Origin of the sequence: Ferruginibacter sp. (assembly GCF_028288465.1) — a bacterium.
GTDB lineage: Bacteria > Bacteroidota > Bacteroidia > Chitinophagales > Chitinophagaceae > Ferruginibacter.
In genome coordinates, this window is record NZ_JAQBNR010000002.1 from 83,305 (window position 1) to 102,472 (window position 19,168).

Genomic DNA, 19,168 nt, shown 5'->3' on the forward strand with positions numbered 1-19,168 from the left:
GATGATTATTGTTTCTTTATTTTGTTCCAAAGGGCATCCATTTCTTCCAGTGTCATGTCCTGCAAGGTTCTTCCTTCGTTACCTGCAGCCTCCTCCATTTTGGTAAAGCGATATATAAATTTTTTGTTGGTTCGCTCCAGGGCATTTTCTGCATCTAATTGCAAAAACCTTGCAAAGTTTATCAATGAAAAAAATACATCGCCCAATTCATCTTCCATATCTTCACGGTTGCCGGATGCAATGGCTTCAAACAATTCTTTTTTTTCTTCTTCTACCTTTTCCCAAACCTGTTCTTTGTTTTCCCATTCAAAGCCAACCTGTTTTGCTTTTTCCTGCAAACGCATGGCTTTGGTTGTGGCAGGTAAGGCTTTTGGTACACCGCTAAGTACTGATTTTTTTCCTTCTTTTAATTTCAATTTTTCCCAGTTACGTTTTACATCTTCTTCATCATTTACCAATACATCACCATAAATATGCGGGTGCCTGAAAATGAGTTTTTCACACACACCGTTAATTACTTCATCCAGCGTAAACTGGTTTTGTTCGGCACCAATCTTTGCGTAAAAAACAATGTGCAATAGTATATCTCCCAGCTCTTCCTTTATGCCTTTCCAGTCATTGTCTGTTATGGCATCAGTGAGTTCATAGGTTTCTTCTATAGTAAGCTGGCGAAGGGTTTGGATGGTTTGCTTTTTATCCCAGGGACATTTCTCCCTTAAGTCATTCATGATATTTACCAACCGGTCAAATGCAGCGTTGTGTGGCATATTGTAATTAAAAATAAACTGAAAAAAATTATTAAAGCGGATTAACAACAATCTCTGTGTGAGACAATAAACGCCGCTGCCGTTGATTCAATGATAACTTGTTGTCGTGAATAAATTTTGTTAAAAATACTCAAAAAATGAATGGTGATGGCGATGGACTAAATAAGGGGCCGGTAAAAAAAATTTAATAGCTTACTTTTACGGCTTTAAATTGAATACATGATCAAAAGAACAGGATTTATTTTTGTATTGCTTACGGGCATTGCTTTCCAGGCAATAAGCCAATATTATTACAAAGACCTGGTAAGCAACCAGCAGGCGCAGGGTGAAAAGGCAGTGTTACAGCAACAAAAAATCAGAACAATCATAGTGCATAGCTTTGAGGCGGATAAAACACCCAGTGAAGGATTTTTTTGTGAAAAGCAAATAAGCAAAAATTTTCGCAAGATGGAAACCTACACCCGCAGTTACACCACCGGAAAATCGTTGCTTACCACGAATTACAATGAACTGGGGCAACTGATACAATCCACTGACAGTTCTGAGATTACTGTCGCTACATCTGTGTATACTTACAACCCGGATGGCACTATTTTTACGATTGTTTCCAACTCTCACTCGGCCGATGAAGATTTTAATACTGCCCTGCAGGAAGTTCATCAATATAGATACAATGACAAGAAGCAGCCAGTACAAATGCTGCGAATAAAGAATAATAAAGATTCCGTGCTGGTTGATTTTATACTGGATGCAAATGGCAATGTAACCGATGAGATTGAACCGGGAAAAAACGGGCGTCATTATTATTATTATTACGACACTAAAAACAGGCTGACTGATATTGTAAAATTCAATGTGGTATTAGGCAAGCTGTTACCTGATTTTACTTTTGAATATGATAATGCTAACCGTGTAACCCAAATGGTGTCAGTGGATGAGGGCGTTAACCGCAATTACTACACCTGGAAGTACGTATACAATGACGGACTGAAAATAATTGAAAAATGTTTTTCAAAAGAAGGCGATTTGCTGGGATATTTTGAATACGAGTATAAGTGATGTCAGATTTTTTGATGCCCGGTCTGATTTTTTTCGATTTTGCAGACACTTTTTTTATTGAAGAAGCTGCTAATTTGAATGCCCTAGCACGATGCCACGGCGTGACTTATCACACAATCCAAAACAACATAATAAAAGTTCAGCAATGATAAATTGTACAAGAGTGCGACGCCAATGAAGTTGCTCATAGCTGTAACTGCCTGGCCAAAAAAGTTTCTACAAAACAAAATCCCCTCGCGGGGATTTTGTGGTTATTGTGATTGAGTCGCTTGATTGTTTAGCGGGTGACCGCTTTTATTTTATTCTTTTTGACTCGCTGTCCAGCCCGGTCTTTCTGTCTCTTGAGCTTTTGATCTGGTTGCTTCCGAAACGATAGGTAAAATTTACACGGACTGTCTGGCTTTCCCAGGAACCACTTGCGTTGATCCGAAGACCTCCAAAATCACTGTTAGCTTTCCATGGTGATGTATGAAATATATCTGTTGCAGACACTTTAACGGTGGCCTTTTTCTTCCAGAACAATTTTTGCAATCCTACATCCACACCACCCTGCGGTTTTGTTTTCCAGGTGGCTGCCCATACGCTTGGGCCGCTGAACCATCCACTCATTTCGGCTGTATAATCTTTACCTAAAATAAAACTTTGTTGCAGGTAGGCTCCATAGCCCGGGATGTTTACTTTTAGAGCTTTTGTGCCAATGGCGCCATCAAACATCTGGTAGTTATACCAGATATTGGCGTACCCACTCCACCATTTATTGATGGGTAAAGATGAGCCGATATTAATGTTAATAATATTTTGTGTTGCCAGGTTTTGCTGCTGCACATAAGTTGCATTATTGGTAGTATCAGTTACCTGCGTAGCATAATCTTTTACATGACTGTAGCCCACTGTTGTGTTGATGATGCCCATGAATGTGTGTGTCAGCTCTACATTATCTGTGTATTGAGGGCGTAAAAAAGCATTGCCTTTTTCATAAGTCAGTTCATCCAGTTTATTTTCAAACGGGTTTAAATCCTGGTAAGTTGGCCGGTCAATTCTGCGACTGTAGGTAAGGTTGAGTGTGTGATTTTTATGCAGGTTCCACGTAACGGCAGCACTTGGAAAAAAGTCTATGTAACTTTTTTTAACGGTATTGTCAGCCTGAATAACTCCGTCTTCTCTTGTCAGGTCGCCTTCGCTGTTGGTCTGTTCCATCCTTAACCCGGTTTGTATACTCCACTTTGCGTTCAGCTGGCGTTGGTAATTTCCATAGGCAGCATTTACATTTTCGGTGTATTTAAATTGATTGCTTCTGTCCAGTATTTTTACCGGCGTGCCTTCGCTGTTGTCGACAAAAAAATCGAATGCATTTTTTGTAGTTACAAAAGACGTTTTTGCACCATAGCCGAGTTTGCCTTTACCCAGTTTTTGCTCAACATCCACTTTGGCGGTGTAGATGTTGATGTCTGTAGGCGTGCTATTTCTGTTGATGACACTGTAGATTAAATTATCATTATCGCCGTAATAATAATTGGGCTGATAACTGTGACTGCGTCCCCTGAACAATCCGTAGTCCGCATCAAAATTGATTTCTGTTCCGCTGGTATCAGCATAACGGTAATTCACGTTGAAGTTAGCATTGGTGCGGTTTCCGGGAACGATATTGACCGCCTTCAGATTTTTTACAAACTTGCCGGTAGGATTATAAAAAATAGGTGTGTTGGTATTGCTGGACCATTCGTTGTTGCCAATATTAGTGGTAGCTAAAACGCCGATGGTATTTTTATTATCAATAAAATAATCTGCACCTGCTTTTACATTGAAGTTTTTATTGTTGTTGGTATTGATGCTCTGCTGGTTATAGGCTGTATCCTTCTGGATGCGGAATAATCTAAGCGTATTGCGGTATTCGCCAATGTTGGCGCCTACATTGCTAAACAGGTTTATTTTTTTATCGCGGTAATTCAATGCTACAGAGCCATTGCCTTTAGGAGTAACGCCCTGTGTAAAACCCAGGTTGGTACTGCCATTGGTGCCAAATTTTTTATTCTTTTTTAGGCGGATATTTACAATACCCGCATTGCCGCTGGCATCATATTTTGCACTTGGGTTGCTGATCATTTCTATGGCTTCTACATCATCGCTGTTGATACTTTTTAAATAGGCCGCCAAATCTTTTGTATCCAGCTGCATCATTTTTCCGTCTACATATACCTTCACGCCTGATTTTCCTTTCATGCTGATATTGTCATTGTTATCTACCTGCATGCCCGGACTTTTTTGCAGTAACTCCAATGCATTGCTACCAGTGGCATTGATGCTGGCCTCTACATTAAACACCGTTTTATCTGCCTTGATTTCTATCATCGGTTTTTTAGCAATTACGGTAACGCCTTGTAATTTATTTGTAGCCGCAACCAGCTGTACATTTTTCACTGTGTAGGTATCGCCTTCTTTTACATAAAAAGAATCACTGTATTTAGTTTCGTACCCTACCATGGCATAACTGATAATGTAGCCTGCTGCTTTTTTTGTTGTAAATTCAAATGCACCATCATTGCCGGAAACGGCAGCCTTTACCAGGGAACTGTCCTTCGGTTGCAAGAGAGAAACAGTGACTGACTGTAGTGGTTTATTGTTGTTATCTGCAACCTTGCCCGAAATTTTGCCCGGCGTTTGAGCCATTGCGGGAGATGTAATAAACAACGCCGCGGCTAAAAAACTTGTAGTTAGTTTTTTCATTATAATTATTTTTTGATTGATCTGACTGAGTTGATTGAACGCAAAGCAATCTAAAAAGTTACAGCAATGAAAGACTATTTGGATGAATTGAGGTTTTAGGAAGATGAGTGGTGATAAGGCTTACAGCACATTGTGATGAAAGGAAACATAGCAGGATGGGTGAAGTTTTTGTTAATGAAATCTAAAAATATGTACACCCGGTAAAAATATTTTTAGAAAAAAATAGGATGAGATGGGATAAAAAATGGGTTGTGAAATATTCAGATTGTATAAAAGATTTTAAATTATTCGATTTTTCCCTGGCTTCGTAAGGTGGCGATTAATTTCGGGTTATTACGCTGGTCTTCTACTGTTGCCCCTTGTAACAGACCGGGATAACCGAGTTGCATTTTTATTTTATTATCAGCGGAAAAGTTATCACTCATTATGATTGAGTTGTCGCAGCTGGCACTTGAATACGACGACTTAAAAATCCCGTAATATACAACCTGCCTATCTACTGTTACTGCAAACGAAGTAAAATCCCTGAATGCTTTTACCGTTTGCATTGTGAAAAAATTTAGAGTAAATGTGTGATCGGAAATTGAATATCGCTGGATATCATTATTGCCAATGGCGGCGGTATCCTGCATGATGGCAGTAGATGGGTTAACCCTGCATTGGCCGTTTATTATTTCAAAACTTTTTAGCAGATAAATTTCCACCGTTTTTCCGGGCGCTGCGTTTTCTTTTTTGCAGGAAAAAATAAGGAATGCTGCTACGGTTACAAGTAAAGTACGCATTGACTTTTTTCACTGTGACAACAAAAATATCTTAACAGTTGCACGCTTGTCTAAGTTGCTTATCCCACAGAAAGCGCTGTATAATCAGCTCCAAAACCAATCACATTATTGTATTGTTCAAAATCTTCTTTGGGATGCGTTGTCGTCAGCACGAAAGTCTGCATACCAGCATTCAGAGCGCTTTCCACGCCTTTGGGTGCATCTTCAAATACGATGCAATCTTCAGGATCCACATCCAATGCCGCGGCACATTGTAAAAAAGTTTCCGGGTGGGGTTTGCTGATGGTAACATCATGCGCACTCACTACGACCGGAAAATATTCCCGTAGCTGCAGATTATCCAGCACAAAATCAATGTTAAAAGGAATGGCTGCGGAACCAATCGCCATTTTGATACCGGCAGCTTTTGCCATTGCTAAAAATTCTTTCAGGCCATCCATTAAAGCCAATTTAGGAAGATAGGCTTCCTGGTATCTTTTTTCTTTTTCAATGGATAGTTCGTTCATGCGCTCCATAGTAAAATAACCCTCCCCAAAAAAGCGAGTCAGCACTTCTTCATTTTTACCGTACATCTGCACCTTCACTTCTTCTTTTGTAAAGTTGGCCCCGAGGTCATTGTTTAAAATGTTACGCCAGGCTTCTGCATGGTAAGGCATATCATCAATGATGGTTCCATTCAAATCAAATAAAAACGCTTTTGCTTTAATGTTCATCTTCCACTATTTTTTTGGGAACTGATTCCGATGAATCATTCCACTTTACGAATAAAATTTTGTGCAATATTTTTTGCAACTGAAATATTGTACCTGAGGGCACAAAAATTTTTGCAGGATGCAAAAATAAGTGTAGCGCAGCGATTCCAGCTGTTTTGGCCGGCAATAATTACCAGGTAAATTTTAAAAGGGTTACGCCTTGTCCGGCTAATGACAACTGATAATGAATGTTTCCTTTTTCAATGACAACCTGCTTTCCTGTTTCAACAGTTTGTAATTGGCCGGCTTTTTCCAACTGGCTGAATTGAGCTGCACTCACTTCCTGTGGTGATCCAAGTTCTTTCCAAACCGTGTACGAATTGCTATGCGTTTCATCAATCAAATAACTGCTTGCACTCGCTTTAGTGGCGGGTATATTTTCAAGCGCCAGATTTATCAATGCGGTAGATTTTTTACTATCATCATCATGATAATTCCAAAGCATAATGTACAACTCCCTTGTACCTAAAGTGGCCAGTGCATTAACGTATGGTTGGTCGCCATGAACGCTGCTGTCAACAATTTGCTGTAATGAAAGCGTGTTCGGATTATTTACTTCCAGCATCTTGCCCTTCATCATGCCAAACATCCTGAAAACGTTCAGCACTGGTTTATCAATGCCATTGGTGGCCAGGTCGCGAAAGCCCGCGAACCATGGCTGGTCTTCAAACTCAAATGACCAGCTTACTGCCCCCTGCAGGTTTACGTCATACTTTTTTGCCAGCGCATATAATTGCGCAAATGAAGCGGCCGTATAACTCGAATACATGGTGCCATTGCGGTAGGCATTCTGCGGGTTAAACTTTACAGAGCATGCGGCACAACCTTCCGGATCAAACTCACCAATAATGATGGGCAATTTTTTTAACGAAGGAAAGCTATGAACGATTTCGAAACCTCTTGAAACATCCTGCAACTGTACGGCCATATTCATCCTTACCTGGTTATTTACAACAGTTGGGTTTCCCTTGGCATGAAAAGAAATATAATCCAATGGCGCACCCATTTCGCCGGTGGCATTATTTTTACCATCCACACAATGCTGCAAAAATGCCTTCAAAAACTCAGCTGCTTTATCCCAGCGTGGGCCGGTGGAAGTAGGGCCTCCAATCACCGCATCCGGACAGGCTCTTTTTACTGCATCCGCAGCATAATCATACAATGCAAAATATTTTTCCATGGTACCTTTCCAGTAACCAATATTGGGTTCATTCCACACTTCCCAGCACCAGCTTTTTACTTCTTTTTCACCATACTTTTCTTTACAGTGCTTTACCCACTGGTACACCAGTTCGCCCCACTTTTTATAATCGGTTGGCGGGTAGGCCCAGCCGGTAAAGACTGAATCGTACGGCACGCCCGGCTGCCAGTGGTGCTGGTATGGCTGCGGTTTGGTAGACAAGGCTTCGGGCATAAAACCAATCTCTGCAATGGGCTTCATACCACGTTGTACCATCACATCAAAAATAGCGTCTACGCCCGTCCAGTCATAAACAGGTTTACCTTCTTTATCTTCTGTGTAAGCGTTGGTACTGCTCCATTTTAACGCTACCTTTCCATCACCTGTGTTTAGTAAATTATGCACCCGAACATAGACCGGATTTTTGCTAAGCACCGCTAGTTCAGACAGCAATTTTTTACCATCTTTCATGGTGGTATAATTGGCTTCATCATATCCAAAATAACTCCAGACAGGATTAAACGGGCCCGTTACTTTTTTTGCATCGATTGTAATGTTGCTCGTAAGCTGCTGCGCAAAGACCGGCTGTAAAACTGCAGCACAGGCTATAGCAAAAATGCAACTACCGGCTATTAAACCGGTAGTTGCATTTTTTAAATTTTTTAAAATCATTTTTATAATTGTAGGATTATTTTACTGAAAGTTTGTACACCGTTTCGCTATGAAACTGCTGACCAGGTAATAACAAAGTGGTCGGGAATTTGGGTTCGTTTGGTGAATCAGGGAAGTGTTGTGTTTCTAAACACATGGCTGCATGCTGATTGATTTTTTTACCGGCCGAAGTGAAGATTGTTCCGTCTAAAAAGTTGCCAGTATAAAACTGAACACCAGGCTGTGTCGTGAATACTTCCAGGGTTCTTCCTGAAATGCTGTCTTTTAATTCAACAATTTTTGACAGGGAAGAATCTTTTTTATTCAAGACAAAGTTGTGGTCATATCCTCCGCTCACAGCGCCAATTTCCTGCCCGATCTTTTTCGCTTTTGTAAAATCAAATGGTGTTCCTTTTACAGATTTAATTTCTCCTGTTGGTATCAGTGTGGTATCTACCGGTGTATAATTGTCCGCATCAATCATCAAAGTATGATCAAGGATACTATTGTTTACATCGCCTGTTAAATTGAAATAACTATGGTTGGTGACATTCAGTACTGTGGCTTTATCTGTGCTGGCGCTGTATTCAATTTTCAGTTCGTTATCGTCAGTTAAAGTATATCGTACGGTTACTTTTAAATTGCCGGGATAGCCTTCTTCACCATCTTTACTCAGGTAACTCAGTTCTACACTTGCAGTTGAATCACTTGCTGGCGTTGCATCCCATACTTGTTTATCAAAACCCTTTAAACCTCCGTGCAATGCATTGGGGCCATTGTTGGTAGCAAGGGTGTACTCAGTTTTGTCAATTTTAAATTTACCCTTTGCAATGCGGTTGCCATAACGCCCTACCACAGCGCCAAAATAAGGAGGCTTGGCAAGATAGCCGCTCAAACTATCAAAGCCCAGTACAATACTGGAAGGCTTATTATTTTTATCAGGTGATACCCACGACGTAATCGTTGCACCATAATTAGAAATTTTAACCTGTACGCCTTTTGCGTTGGTAAGGGTAAATAAAAATACTTCCTTGCCATCGGTAGTGCCCCATGCAGCTTTTGTTACGCCTGCTTTTGTTTCCATTTTTTCGGTAGTGCTTGTTTGATTGTTGGTACTGTTGTTACAAGATGTAATAAATATTGCAAAAATGATTGCAACGCTAAAGAGTGGTAATTTTTTCATATGTTTTTTTTGCTTCTGCTCCCTCCCGGGCGAAGTGTTGTTGATAATAAAAATTAAATTTATGACAATAATTCTGAGGCTGACAATTAATATTACAGCTATATTATCAGCGCTTTCTTTGAACAGCAGGCCAGTCATTAAACCAGCCTATTTTTTCTATCCTCAATTTACTTCTCCCATTGTCTGCCGCATCATATCCATGAAAGATTAAGTAGTCTGTACCACTAAAATTAGCTACAGCATTGTGTCCTACGCCGTGCCAGTTTTTGTCTCCTTCCAACACAAGACTGGCACCCCCCAGGTTCATCGGAACGCCATCCCTGTCTGCATAAGGTCCTGTCACCTTTTCACTTCGGCCCACCATCATTTTATAAGTGCTCTTTTCGCCACGGCAACAATAATCAAAGGATACAAAGAGATAAAAATATTTTCCATGACGGTAGATGAAAGGCGCTTCAATGGCGGCGTCGCCTGCAACCGAATCGGGTAAAATATAATCTCTTTTACGGGCTGCCACGGTGTACCATTCCTCCGGCTGCGCAACTGCGGTTAATGCGGTATCTAATTTTACCAGTTTCATTCCATTCCAGAAAGAACCAAATACAAGCCAGGGAACATTATTTTCATCCAGGATGAGATTGGGATCAATCGCATTCCACATATCCCTGCCTGGCACGGACTGTATCACTTTACCATGATCAATCCATTTAAAATTTTTGGAAGAAGGATCCAGTGTTTTGTTGGTTGCCACGCCAATGCAGGAAGTATTTTTTCCAAAGGCAGATACAGCGTAATATAAATAAAACTGCCCGTTGTGATAACTGATATCCGGTGCCCAGATATGTCCCCTGAAAGATGGAATAGCATCCACCGCCCATTGCGGCGCCTTATCAAAAACCGGCTTTAATTGTTTCCAGTGTTTCATATCCGGCGAAGAAAAAGCGGTGATACCCTGGCCTGTGCAAAAGATGTAATACATACTGTCCTGCCGGATGATCACGGGATCATGTACAGAAATGAGTGTATCATTTATTGCAGGCTTTATTTGACCGTCAACGGTAAAAGTTGCCAGCATCAATAAAGCGAAAAGAAAATTTTTCATACAATTTATTTCATACCAATGCGGTACACGCTGAAGGAATAGGCTGGTAATGAAGCCGCCAGTTTATTGCCTTTTACCTGTACTGTTGAGGCAACCGGACTAACCGCTTCAGGCGTTGCAAAACTATTTACATCCAGCACCGAATTCCCTTTTAAAAGAGTCACCGTTGCAGCAGGTGTTAATTTTTTTGCACCATTAATAGTGATGACTTTATTGACGGCATTGGCCGAAGCATTTACTACTTTAATAATCACCTCATTGGTATTTTTATCAGTCACTGCAGATACGTACAGACTATCCTGCCCCGTTACTGCCTGGCCATCCATTAACGCCGGTACTACATTGGTTCCCTTGTTGGTGCTATATAATTTTTGCACGTAATAATTTGGCGTACCATAAGATTGCAGGTTATTCACCCAAATCAAATCAGGCGTCCATTGCCAGCCATCAGCATGTGCAAATAACGGCGCATAAGATGCCATACTTACTACTCCTGCATTGCGTTCAAGGCCCGTCATAAATGCGGCTTCGCTGATAGCCGTGAGCCAGTTATTTTTATTGTCTATACTTACTGTCTTATCACTCTGTGCGGCATATTCACCACCAAATACTTTTGAGCCGTTTCTTGGATAATTATCATACCGTTTCGCATTGGCCAAAAACCACTCCGGTTTTTGATAATAGTGTTCATCAATAATATCCGCCTTCATGGCATGCAGTTCTTTATTTAGATAATCAAACATGTCACCGTTGGGTGCAATGCCTGAACTGTTCACCAGTTTAAAATCCGGATATTTTGATTTAATGGCTTTGGTAAAAATTTTCAACCGCTCAATGTATTGTGGTCCCCAATTTTCGTTGCCTACTCCCATCATCTTTAAATTGAATGGCGCAGGATGTCCCATACCAGCACGCACTTTTCCCCATTTGGTGGTTACATCGCCATTGGCAAATTCAATCAAATCCAATGCATCCTGAACGTAGGGATCAATGTCTCCCACCGGAACAACTTCTGCCGAATTAAACTGGCAAGCCATACCGCAATTCAATATCGGCAACGGTGCGGCACCGATGTCTTCTGCCAACTGAAAATACTCAAAAAAGCCAAGGCCGAATGTTTGAAAATAATCAGGGGCCGGGCGGTGGGCAAATTCAAAATTCCAGCGGTTAATAATAAGTTGCCTGTCTTCAATGGGACCCAGTGTTTTTTTCCATTGATAGCGTTGGGAAAGATCAAAACCTTCCACAATGCAGCCTCCCGGAAAACGGATAAAGCCAGGCTTAAGATCAGCCAGTTTTTGAATCATATCTGCCCGCATGCCTCCGGGGCGGTTCTTCCATGTATCGGATGGAAACAGTGAAATCATGTCCAGGTCAATCACACCATTGCCTTCAAACCAGATATTCATTTTTGCTTTCAGCACTGTTTCATTCGCTGTAAAACTGGCTGCTGTTTTATGCCATTCGCTGCCTGCTTCGTTTGGTGCAACAGTAGTGCCGCCTAAAAATTTTCCGGTACTATCTACCAATTCTATATGCATTTTTACACCCGAAGCTGACTGGTGATACATCACGGAAAAATCATACCGAAGATCTTTTTTAATCCCCATACCACGAAAGCCTTCATTGGTTAAACCAAGATTCCCTTTCGCTACGTGATCAACTGTAACATTTATGTAGCGGGGGTTTGCAGTATTTTCTTCTTTCCGGTTCACCACCAATACGGGGCTCGTTAAAGCAGCTACAGGGTCGTTTTCTCGTAGTGGTTGTTTTACACTCCATCCCATCATGGGTTTAAAAAATTCAAAGGAGCGGTTCTTTACCAGTTCCGCATAGATACCTCCATCGGCGCCAAGGTTAATGTCTTCAAAAAACACTCCCCACATGGTGGGTTGTACATCGGCTATGGGTTTATTTACCTGTACGGCAATAACACTGTTATTTTGCGCCTGCGTCAATGAAGGCAGCAACGAACCTGTTGTGAGCGAAACGGCAACAAGCAACTTTTTAATACGCATGCTTTTATTTTTTTATTATAGGGATTCAATACTGTTAATCGTTTATTTTTCTAAGTGTACAAGAACTAAGATCTAACCACATTGCAAAGGCAGGTATAAACAGTGTTACAGTAATTGCCCTTCTTGTGTATTTTTATTTAAGAGTTACCACAATAACTGATGTTGGCGGTACTGTGATAGATAAAATATTTTTGTTCAGTGCCAAATCTTTAAATACAACCGGCTTTATTTTATCAGGCTCGGTAAATGAATTATAGTCCTGCAATTTTTTTGAAGTAAGCACTTTTGCAGCTACTGTTTTTACTTTTTCATCGCCGATATTTACGTCAATTTTTTGGGCATGAGCCGGATCAATATTCACCAAGGAAATATGAATGGCACCGGTACTGTCTTTAGATGCAGAGGCAGAAACAGCCGGTAATTTTTGTCCGTTAAAAGTATAGTCGTTGCCTGTAACCGTTAATGGCAGCAATGTTGCGTTCTGGTGCACATTGTACATTTCCATTACATGGTAAGTAGGTGTAAGGATCATTTTTTCTTTGTTGGTCAAAATAACAGCCTGCAGCACATTTACGCATTGCGCCAAATTTGCAATACGCACCCTGTCGGCATGGTTGTTAAAAATGTTTAGTGTAACGCCTGCAATCATCGCATCCCGGATGGTATTTTGCTGGTATAAAAAACCGGGATTGGTACCTTTCTCTACATCATACCATCCGCCCCATTCATCTACCACCAATGCAATCTTTTTAGCAGGATCATATTTATCCATAACGGCGGCGTGTTTGGTTACCAGTTCATCCATCAGCAATGCCTGCTTCATAATACCAAAATATTGTTCTTCAGAAAATTCGATGGCAGGCCCTTTTTTATTCCAGTCAAGCACCGAGTAATGATGCATGGCCACGCCCCCCAGCATGTTCAATGGAATATTTTTCATCAGGGTTTCTGTCCAGTTATAGTCAGCATCGCTTGCACCAGATGCAATGCGCAATAAGCCGCCGCTATTTTCCCAGTCGGAAATAAAGGTGGCGTACTTTCGGTATTCATCTGCATAATATTCAGGTTTCATATTTCCACCACAGCCCCAGGCTTCGTTTCCGATACCCCATAATTTTACTTTCCAGGGTTCTGTTCTGCCATTTTGTGTACGCAGGTCACTCATCGGACTTTTACCTTTAAAGTTGGTATATTGTACCCAGTCGGCTAACTCCTGTACAGTGCCACTACCAACATTACCGGAGAGGTAAGGTTCTGCACCCAGCAGTTCGCACATGTTCAAAAAATCGTGCGTGCCAAAGCTGTTATCTTCTGTTACACCACCCCACCATTTGTTTACCATGGCAGGCCGTTTATCTTTCGGACCAATACCGTCTTTCCAGTGATAGGTATCTGCAAAACAACCGCCCGGCCAGCGCAGGTTAGGAATTTTTAATTTTTTCAACGCATCAATAATGTCATTACGTACGCCATTTGTGTTGGGTATTTTAGAAGTATCTCCTACGTAAAAACCATCGTAAATACAGTGACCGAGGTGCTCTGCAAAGTGGCCATAAATATTTTTACTGATGGTAACTTTGGCCGTTGCAGAATTAATGGCAATTGTGTTTTGCTGGGCAAGTCCAAGTTTAGATGCTGCAACCAATACCAGTAACAGCAACGCACATTTTTTTTTCATACTTTTTATTTTTTACATTTTGTCATAACAATCAAACCGAAGTTATATAAATGTGCCTTGTATTTACAGGTTAAATTTTAAAAACAATTTTTATCTTAACTTTTTTGCCCACACAGATACACCTGAAGGGGTGAGTCCGGCATAGGTCAGCGTTACTACCCTTGTTGCAGCTTCCCAATCCCAGGCATCTTTTACTATGTATTTGTTGCCATTGATGTTTAATAAACCCGTGGTGGCATCAAACGACCACCCTCCTGTAACACCACCGCTTACTTTTTTATCAGCGCCCAACGTTACCGTTACAGAATGTTGTATCACCTGGTATTGATATTGCAACGTAATCTGTTCCCAATTACCTACTAATGATTGTTCGGTAATAGAAGTTGCAGGCACCGCAGCATATCTTTCCGGCGACACAACCGGCCAGCCATCCCCGGTCCATTGTATGCTTCTTACCTGCCCCATCATTAATGCATTGGATGCGTTGATTCCGGGTACATCCTTCGGCAATCGTCCCTGGGAAGCATAAAACCACTCTTTTGTATCAGGATTTTGAAATATCGCACAATGAGAAATGCCTACCCAGCCTGTATGATTGTTGAAGGCATAGGGATGTGTTACAATGGGCCAACATTCTGCGCCTGCAGTTACATTGCCACCATCCATACCTATATAAGGCCCGGTTATATTTTTTGACCTTGCAACACGGGTATTATACGCAACAGACAATTCATCATACGCCATAAACAAATAATAATAGCCTGTTGCTTCATTGTAAATAATTTCAGGTGCTTCCAATGCCTGCCAGCGATTATTACTGATGTTACCACGGCCCGCAATGCGAACACCATAATCATCAATTGTTTCTAACTTATCCGGCTTGCCGGTAGTTGCATTTAATTTGAGCGCTGCAATACCTGTATGCCAAGAACCATAAACCAGCCAGTGTTCACCCTCTGGTGTAATGATAAAGCTGGGATCGATGGCATTGAATTTAAAATACGCATTCCAGTCTGATCCGCCATTCCTGGTATAACTTTCCAGTCCATCAGGTTCAGAACATACAACCATGCCTTTATCTGTCCATACATTGGTAGCCAAATCATCCGATTCTGCCAAACCAATAAATGCTCTTTCACTCCAGGATGTATTATAGTCTGTGCCAACAATCGGATCCAATACTACTACACAATAATACAAGCGGTATTTGTTACCTACTTTTCTGATACAGGGCGCCCAGTATCCATAAGTTGGATTATCAATTGCAGGCAACGCCGGTACCATCCTGGCACGTTTATTATTCAAAGAATCTTTTACCCACGCCGGTACGGTTGTAAAGGCAGTACCCATAAAATCCCAATTCACTAAATCTTTGGAACGGCGGTAAGGATAATGCCCATGACCATCCAGCACATTTCCATAGGAAGCATCCGTTTGGTACATGTAATAATAATCGCCGCATTTTGTAACCGTAGGGTCATGCACATTGGCAAGGTTCCATTGCGAACGACTTTCCCAGCCCGATATTGGAATGTAATTATCCGCATAAGTTGGCCCGGGAAACGTGTCTGTTACCGGCGGCACCACAACCGGCGGCGTTACGGGCGGCACAGGTGCAGGCGTACTTGTTTTACTACAACCTGAAACAACTACCAGCAAAGCAACTGCGATTATAAAAGATAAATATTTCATGTTGTTGAGTTTTTTAGAAAAATTATTTTTAACCGTTTATTGTTTAAGGAAATTTAATCCGAATGTTTTTAGTTGGCTATCGTTCGGTGCTGCTATTAAAATTTTGCCCCTGCTTTTGGTGTTGATGAGTTTCATATCTTTTACATCACCATCCAATATTAAACCGCTGTTGAACATATTAACGGGCGTAAAATTTCCTTTACCATTTCCAAGCAACGCAAGGCCATAGGAAGCATCGTAGCGACCGGTACTAAGCGCCATCTGGTATTCATTACCTGCTGTAATTAAATCCAAATTGCCATCGCCGTTTATATCATCTGTAACGATGCTGTTTACCGGTGCAAACTGCGCTTCAACGGGCAGCATATGCGCTTTGAACTTTCCGTTACCGGTATTCTCTATCCACATTGATGCTGATGTTTCGCAGGTTAACCTGGTCCAGCCGTCGTTGCCATAATCCGTTGTAAATTGCTCCATGGTTACGTTTGCATAATCTGCATGCAACAGATATTTTTTCTTTACAGATGGAATTTGTTCAGCCAGCTGGTTCCTGTCCAATGCCGGAAATAACTCGTATTGTCTTTTGTTGTTTTTGATATAATATGCAGGTATCAATTCATCAAAACCATTCTTGTCTACATCTTTTGCATACAACATCATGGGCCGTTCTGCAGCAATATGAAACCTGTTATTAATCCCCATGTTGCCAACGATGTAATCCATATCACCATCCTTATCTATGTCTGCCTGTTGAAGGGATCGCCATAAACCGTGCATGTTGGTAAGGCCTGTTGCTGCTGTTACTTCCACCAGTTTATTATTGATGTTCTTAAAAAAACGTACGGCCGTCCATTCGCCACAAACAATAAGATCTGTTTTTTTATCATTGTCAAAATCAGTAAAAAGGGCACCTGTTATCATCCCGGGAAATTGCAGTGCTCCGCATACTTCGGTCGTTACATCTGTAAATTTTCCATGGTTATTTTGCAAAATATAACTGCGGGGAGATTGCGGGTATTTTTGTGGCAACAGCCTTCCGCCAATGAAGATATCCATATCACCATCGCCATCATAATCGGCAACCGCAACTGCCTTTGTAATGGCTGTTATTACAGGAAGGGCCGATGTATCCAACACAAAATTACCTTTGCCATCATTGATGTATAAACGAGGCTGGTTATATTTTGGAACGCTAAATTCAAAACTGCCGCCTGTGATTAATAAATCTAAATCTTTGTCGCCATCTGCATCAAATAAAACGGCCCCCAAATCTTCTTCCGGTTTATTGCCTTCAACCAGGTTGGTTGATGTAAAGCCACCACCCGGTTTTTGAATAAATATTTTACCGGATTGATTGGCTGCCCCGCCAACAAAAAAATCTTCCAGCCCGTCTCCGTTTACGTCACCTGTTGCAATGCAGGGACCGAGTTGAGAATATTTTTGCGGCAAAGGCTGGTGATATCCAAAATCAAAATTCTGCGCTTCGGTATGTTTAAAATCAATTCCCAACTGATTACTGATATCAGTAAATAGTTTAACCGGCTCAGTTAGTTCTTTTTGTAAAACAGGCTCCTTCGCATCTGCATAATTTATAACCAATACCTGGTCCACTTTTATATTCTTTATCAATTGCTCTTTATCATCCGGCCATTGAATTTTTAGCGAATCGATTATACTTGCATTTCCAATGCCAAAATGAAGTCTTGCGTCCACGCTGGAAGAGAATCCCCTTACAGGTGATTGTTCGGCAAACTGAGTTGATGTTTTATTAAATACAGTGACTTTGGCCCCGAAGCCAGAACGATTATTTGGTGAACCATTTAACTGAATTGTTATAAAATTACTTGTGCTGTCTTTAACGGATTTCCTTATTTCATTCTTCCATATAAATGCAGGTTCATTCATGTTATTCACTACCAGGTCAAGGTCACCATCATTATCCAGGTCAGCATATGCTGCTCCATTTGAAATAGAGGGTATAGCAAATCCCGCCATCTTTGTTATGTCCGTAAACGTTAGGTCACCATTATTATGAAACAGATAGTTGTCCATTTTTACACTTCCATACTGGTCAATATTTTTACGCAGTGTTTGTATGGATGCCTTGTCCAATGCTTTCTCTGCAGCACCACCGCCGAACGTATAATTGTTAGTGTGTGTTTGTCCGTTTCTGAAAGCAGTATAATCATTGTTGGTTACATCTTTTCCCAAGCCATTCGTGATATGAATGTCCTTCCACCCATCATTGTCAAAGTCAGCCATCAACACACTCCAGCTCCAGTCTGTTTCCGCAATACCGGCCAGCTGGCCTATTTCGCTGTAACGTGGTTGCTTTTTATTATCAATTAACATGCTGCCATTATTTAACTGCAACATATTTCTTACGTAAGAAGGCTGGTAGCCGAACCGTTGCTGCATATCAAATTTATCCTGGCTGGTAGCGCTGGCCATCATCTTTTTCCTTTCATTGCTTTCTGGCAGCATATCCAGCACGGCAATGTCGGGCAACCCGTCATTGTTAATGTCTGCAGCATCTACGCCCATGCTGTTGTAGCTCTGGTGTTTTAACGAAGTTGAAATTACATTAGAGAAAGTACCATCATGGTTATTGAGCCATAAAATATCATTGGCAATGTAATCGTTGGCCACATAAATATCCGGCCAGTTATCGTTGTTTACATCTGTTATTACAACTCCGAGTCCATATCCATCTTCCTTAATGCCTGCTTGTTTTGAAATCTCATGAAATACGGGATGAAATTGACCCGGAGGAATACCGTCATTTCGGTATAACCTGTCTTGCGCGGGCGAATTGCCGCTGGTATCTTTTAGTTGCAGGTTGTTGGCTGTATGGCTGTACAGGCGGTGATTGAGTAAATACATGTCCAGGTCACCATCTTTATCAAAATCAAAAAAAGCAGCCTGTGTACTGTAACCTGTATCGGCTAAACCATAAGCCGCAGCCTGTTCTGTAAAATGTACTGTACCCTTTGTATTGCCGGCATTGCCATCATTAATGAACAATAAATTTTGCCTTTGCCTTACATCTCTTGAATGAGAAGCACAAACATAGATATCAGCAAACCCATCGTTGTTAATGTCAACAATACTTACACCGGTACACCATTTGCCTGTTTGTACACCGGCATTTTCTGTTATATCTTCAAACTTAAAATTGCCTTTATTAAGATACAATTTACTGCTCACCATGCTACCGCAAAAGTAAATATCCGGCAAGCCATCGTTATTAAAATCTGCTATGCCTACACCCGATCCATTGAACATGTATTCGTTGGTAAAAATGTTGATGGAATCGCTTTCGGTTATTTTATTATCAAAGCTAATATTGGTTTCACTGCTGTTCAATAAGGTAAAATGAAAGTTATCCGGGGCAGTACTATTTTTACAACCATCAATAAATAATGGCAGCAGCAACAACAACCGGTATATTTTCTTATTGATGAACATGGTTGATAGTAAATCAGTTCAAGTTAAGCGTTGTGAGCAATCGTGATGATAAAGCCTGCAATAAAAAAGATATCTGTTTTTCAACTTTTTATGTGAAAAATTCCTGCCCACA

Annotated in this window: 12 protein-coding genes; 1 reads left to right on the forward strand and 11 read right to left on the reverse strand. The window is 41.0% G+C overall.

Annotated elements, in window-relative coordinates:
* Window positions 1-5: 5 nt before the first annotated feature.
* Window positions 6-767, reverse strand: coding sequence for a nucleoside triphosphate pyrophosphohydrolase (gene mazG, locus JWR61_RS01665; protein WP_290336997.1), 762 nt, complete (start codon window positions 765-767; stop codon window positions 6-8).
* Window positions 768-986: 219 nt separating this feature from the next.
* Here mazG and JWR61_RS01670 point away from each other — a divergent pair, with 219 nt between their 5' ends.
* Window positions 987-1,826, forward strand: a complete 840-nt coding sequence (locus JWR61_RS01670; protein WP_301926125.1) for a hypothetical protein — start codon at window positions 987-989, stop codon at window positions 1,824-1,826.
* Window positions 1,827-2,120: 294 nt separating this feature from the next.
* On the opposite strand, the gene JWR61_RS01675 is transcribed toward JWR61_RS01670, so the two are convergent.
* The 10 genes from JWR61_RS01675 to JWR61_RS01720 form a co-directional block, all read right to left on the reverse strand.
* Window positions 2,121-4,550 (reverse strand): TonB-dependent receptor, encoded by a 2,430-nt coding sequence (locus tag JWR61_RS01675; protein ID WP_301926126.1) that lies wholly within the window; start codon window positions 4,548-4,550, stop codon window positions 2,121-2,123.
* A 284-nt stretch (window positions 4,551-4,834) separates the two neighbouring features.
* Window positions 4,835-5,332: a hypothetical protein gene (locus JWR61_RS01680; RefSeq protein WP_301926127.1), complete on the reverse strand. Its 498-nt coding sequence runs from the start codon at window positions 5,330-5,332 to the stop codon at window positions 4,835-4,837.
* Window positions 5,333-5,391: 59 nt separating this feature from the next.
* Window positions 5,392-6,045: an HAD family phosphatase gene (locus tag JWR61_RS01685; protein ID WP_301926128.1), complete on the reverse strand. Its 654-nt coding sequence runs from the start codon at window positions 6,043-6,045 to the stop codon at window positions 5,392-5,394.
* Between the two features lie 169 nt (window positions 6,046-6,214).
* Complete coding sequence (locus JWR61_RS01690; RefSeq protein ID WP_301926129.1) at window positions 6,215-7,936, reverse strand: beta-xylosidase; 1,722 nt, start codon at window positions 7,934-7,936, stop codon at window positions 6,215-6,217.
* Between the two features lie 16 nt (window positions 7,937-7,952).
* A complete protein-coding gene (locus JWR61_RS01695) occupies window positions 7,953-9,098 on the reverse strand; it encodes an aldose epimerase family protein (RefSeq protein ID WP_301926130.1) in 1,146 nt (381 codons plus the stop codon).
* 106 nt (window positions 9,099-9,204) lie between these two features.
* Window positions 9,205-10,200, reverse strand: coding sequence for an arabinan endo-1,5-alpha-L-arabinosidase (locus JWR61_RS01700; RefSeq protein ID WP_301926131.1), 996 nt, complete (start codon window positions 10,198-10,200; stop codon window positions 9,205-9,207).
* Window positions 10,201-10,205: 5 nt separating this feature from the next.
* Entirely contained in the window at window positions 10,206-12,218 is a 2,013-nt protein-coding gene (locus JWR61_RS01705; RefSeq protein WP_301926132.1) for an alpha-L-arabinofuranosidase C-terminal domain-containing protein, read from the reverse strand.
* A gap of 133 nt (window positions 12,219-12,351) precedes the next feature.
* The gene (locus tag JWR61_RS01710) at window positions 12,352-13,896 is read right to left on the reverse strand and encodes an alpha-N-arabinofuranosidase (RefSeq protein WP_301926133.1); all 1,545 of its coding nucleotides are present in this window, start codon (window positions 13,894-13,896) and stop codon (window positions 12,352-12,354) included.
* Window positions 13,897-13,986: 90 nt separating this feature from the next.
* A complete protein-coding gene (locus JWR61_RS01715) occupies window positions 13,987-15,588 on the reverse strand; it encodes an arabinan endo-1,5-alpha-L-arabinosidase (RefSeq protein ID WP_301926134.1) in 1,602 nt (533 codons plus the stop codon).
* Between the two features lie 36 nt (window positions 15,589-15,624).
* The gene (locus JWR61_RS01720) at window positions 15,625-19,056 is read right to left on the reverse strand and encodes a VCBS repeat-containing protein (RefSeq protein WP_301926135.1); all 3,432 of its coding nucleotides are present in this window, start codon (window positions 19,054-19,056) and stop codon (window positions 15,625-15,627) included.
* Window positions 19,057-19,168: the final 112 nt, after the last annotated feature.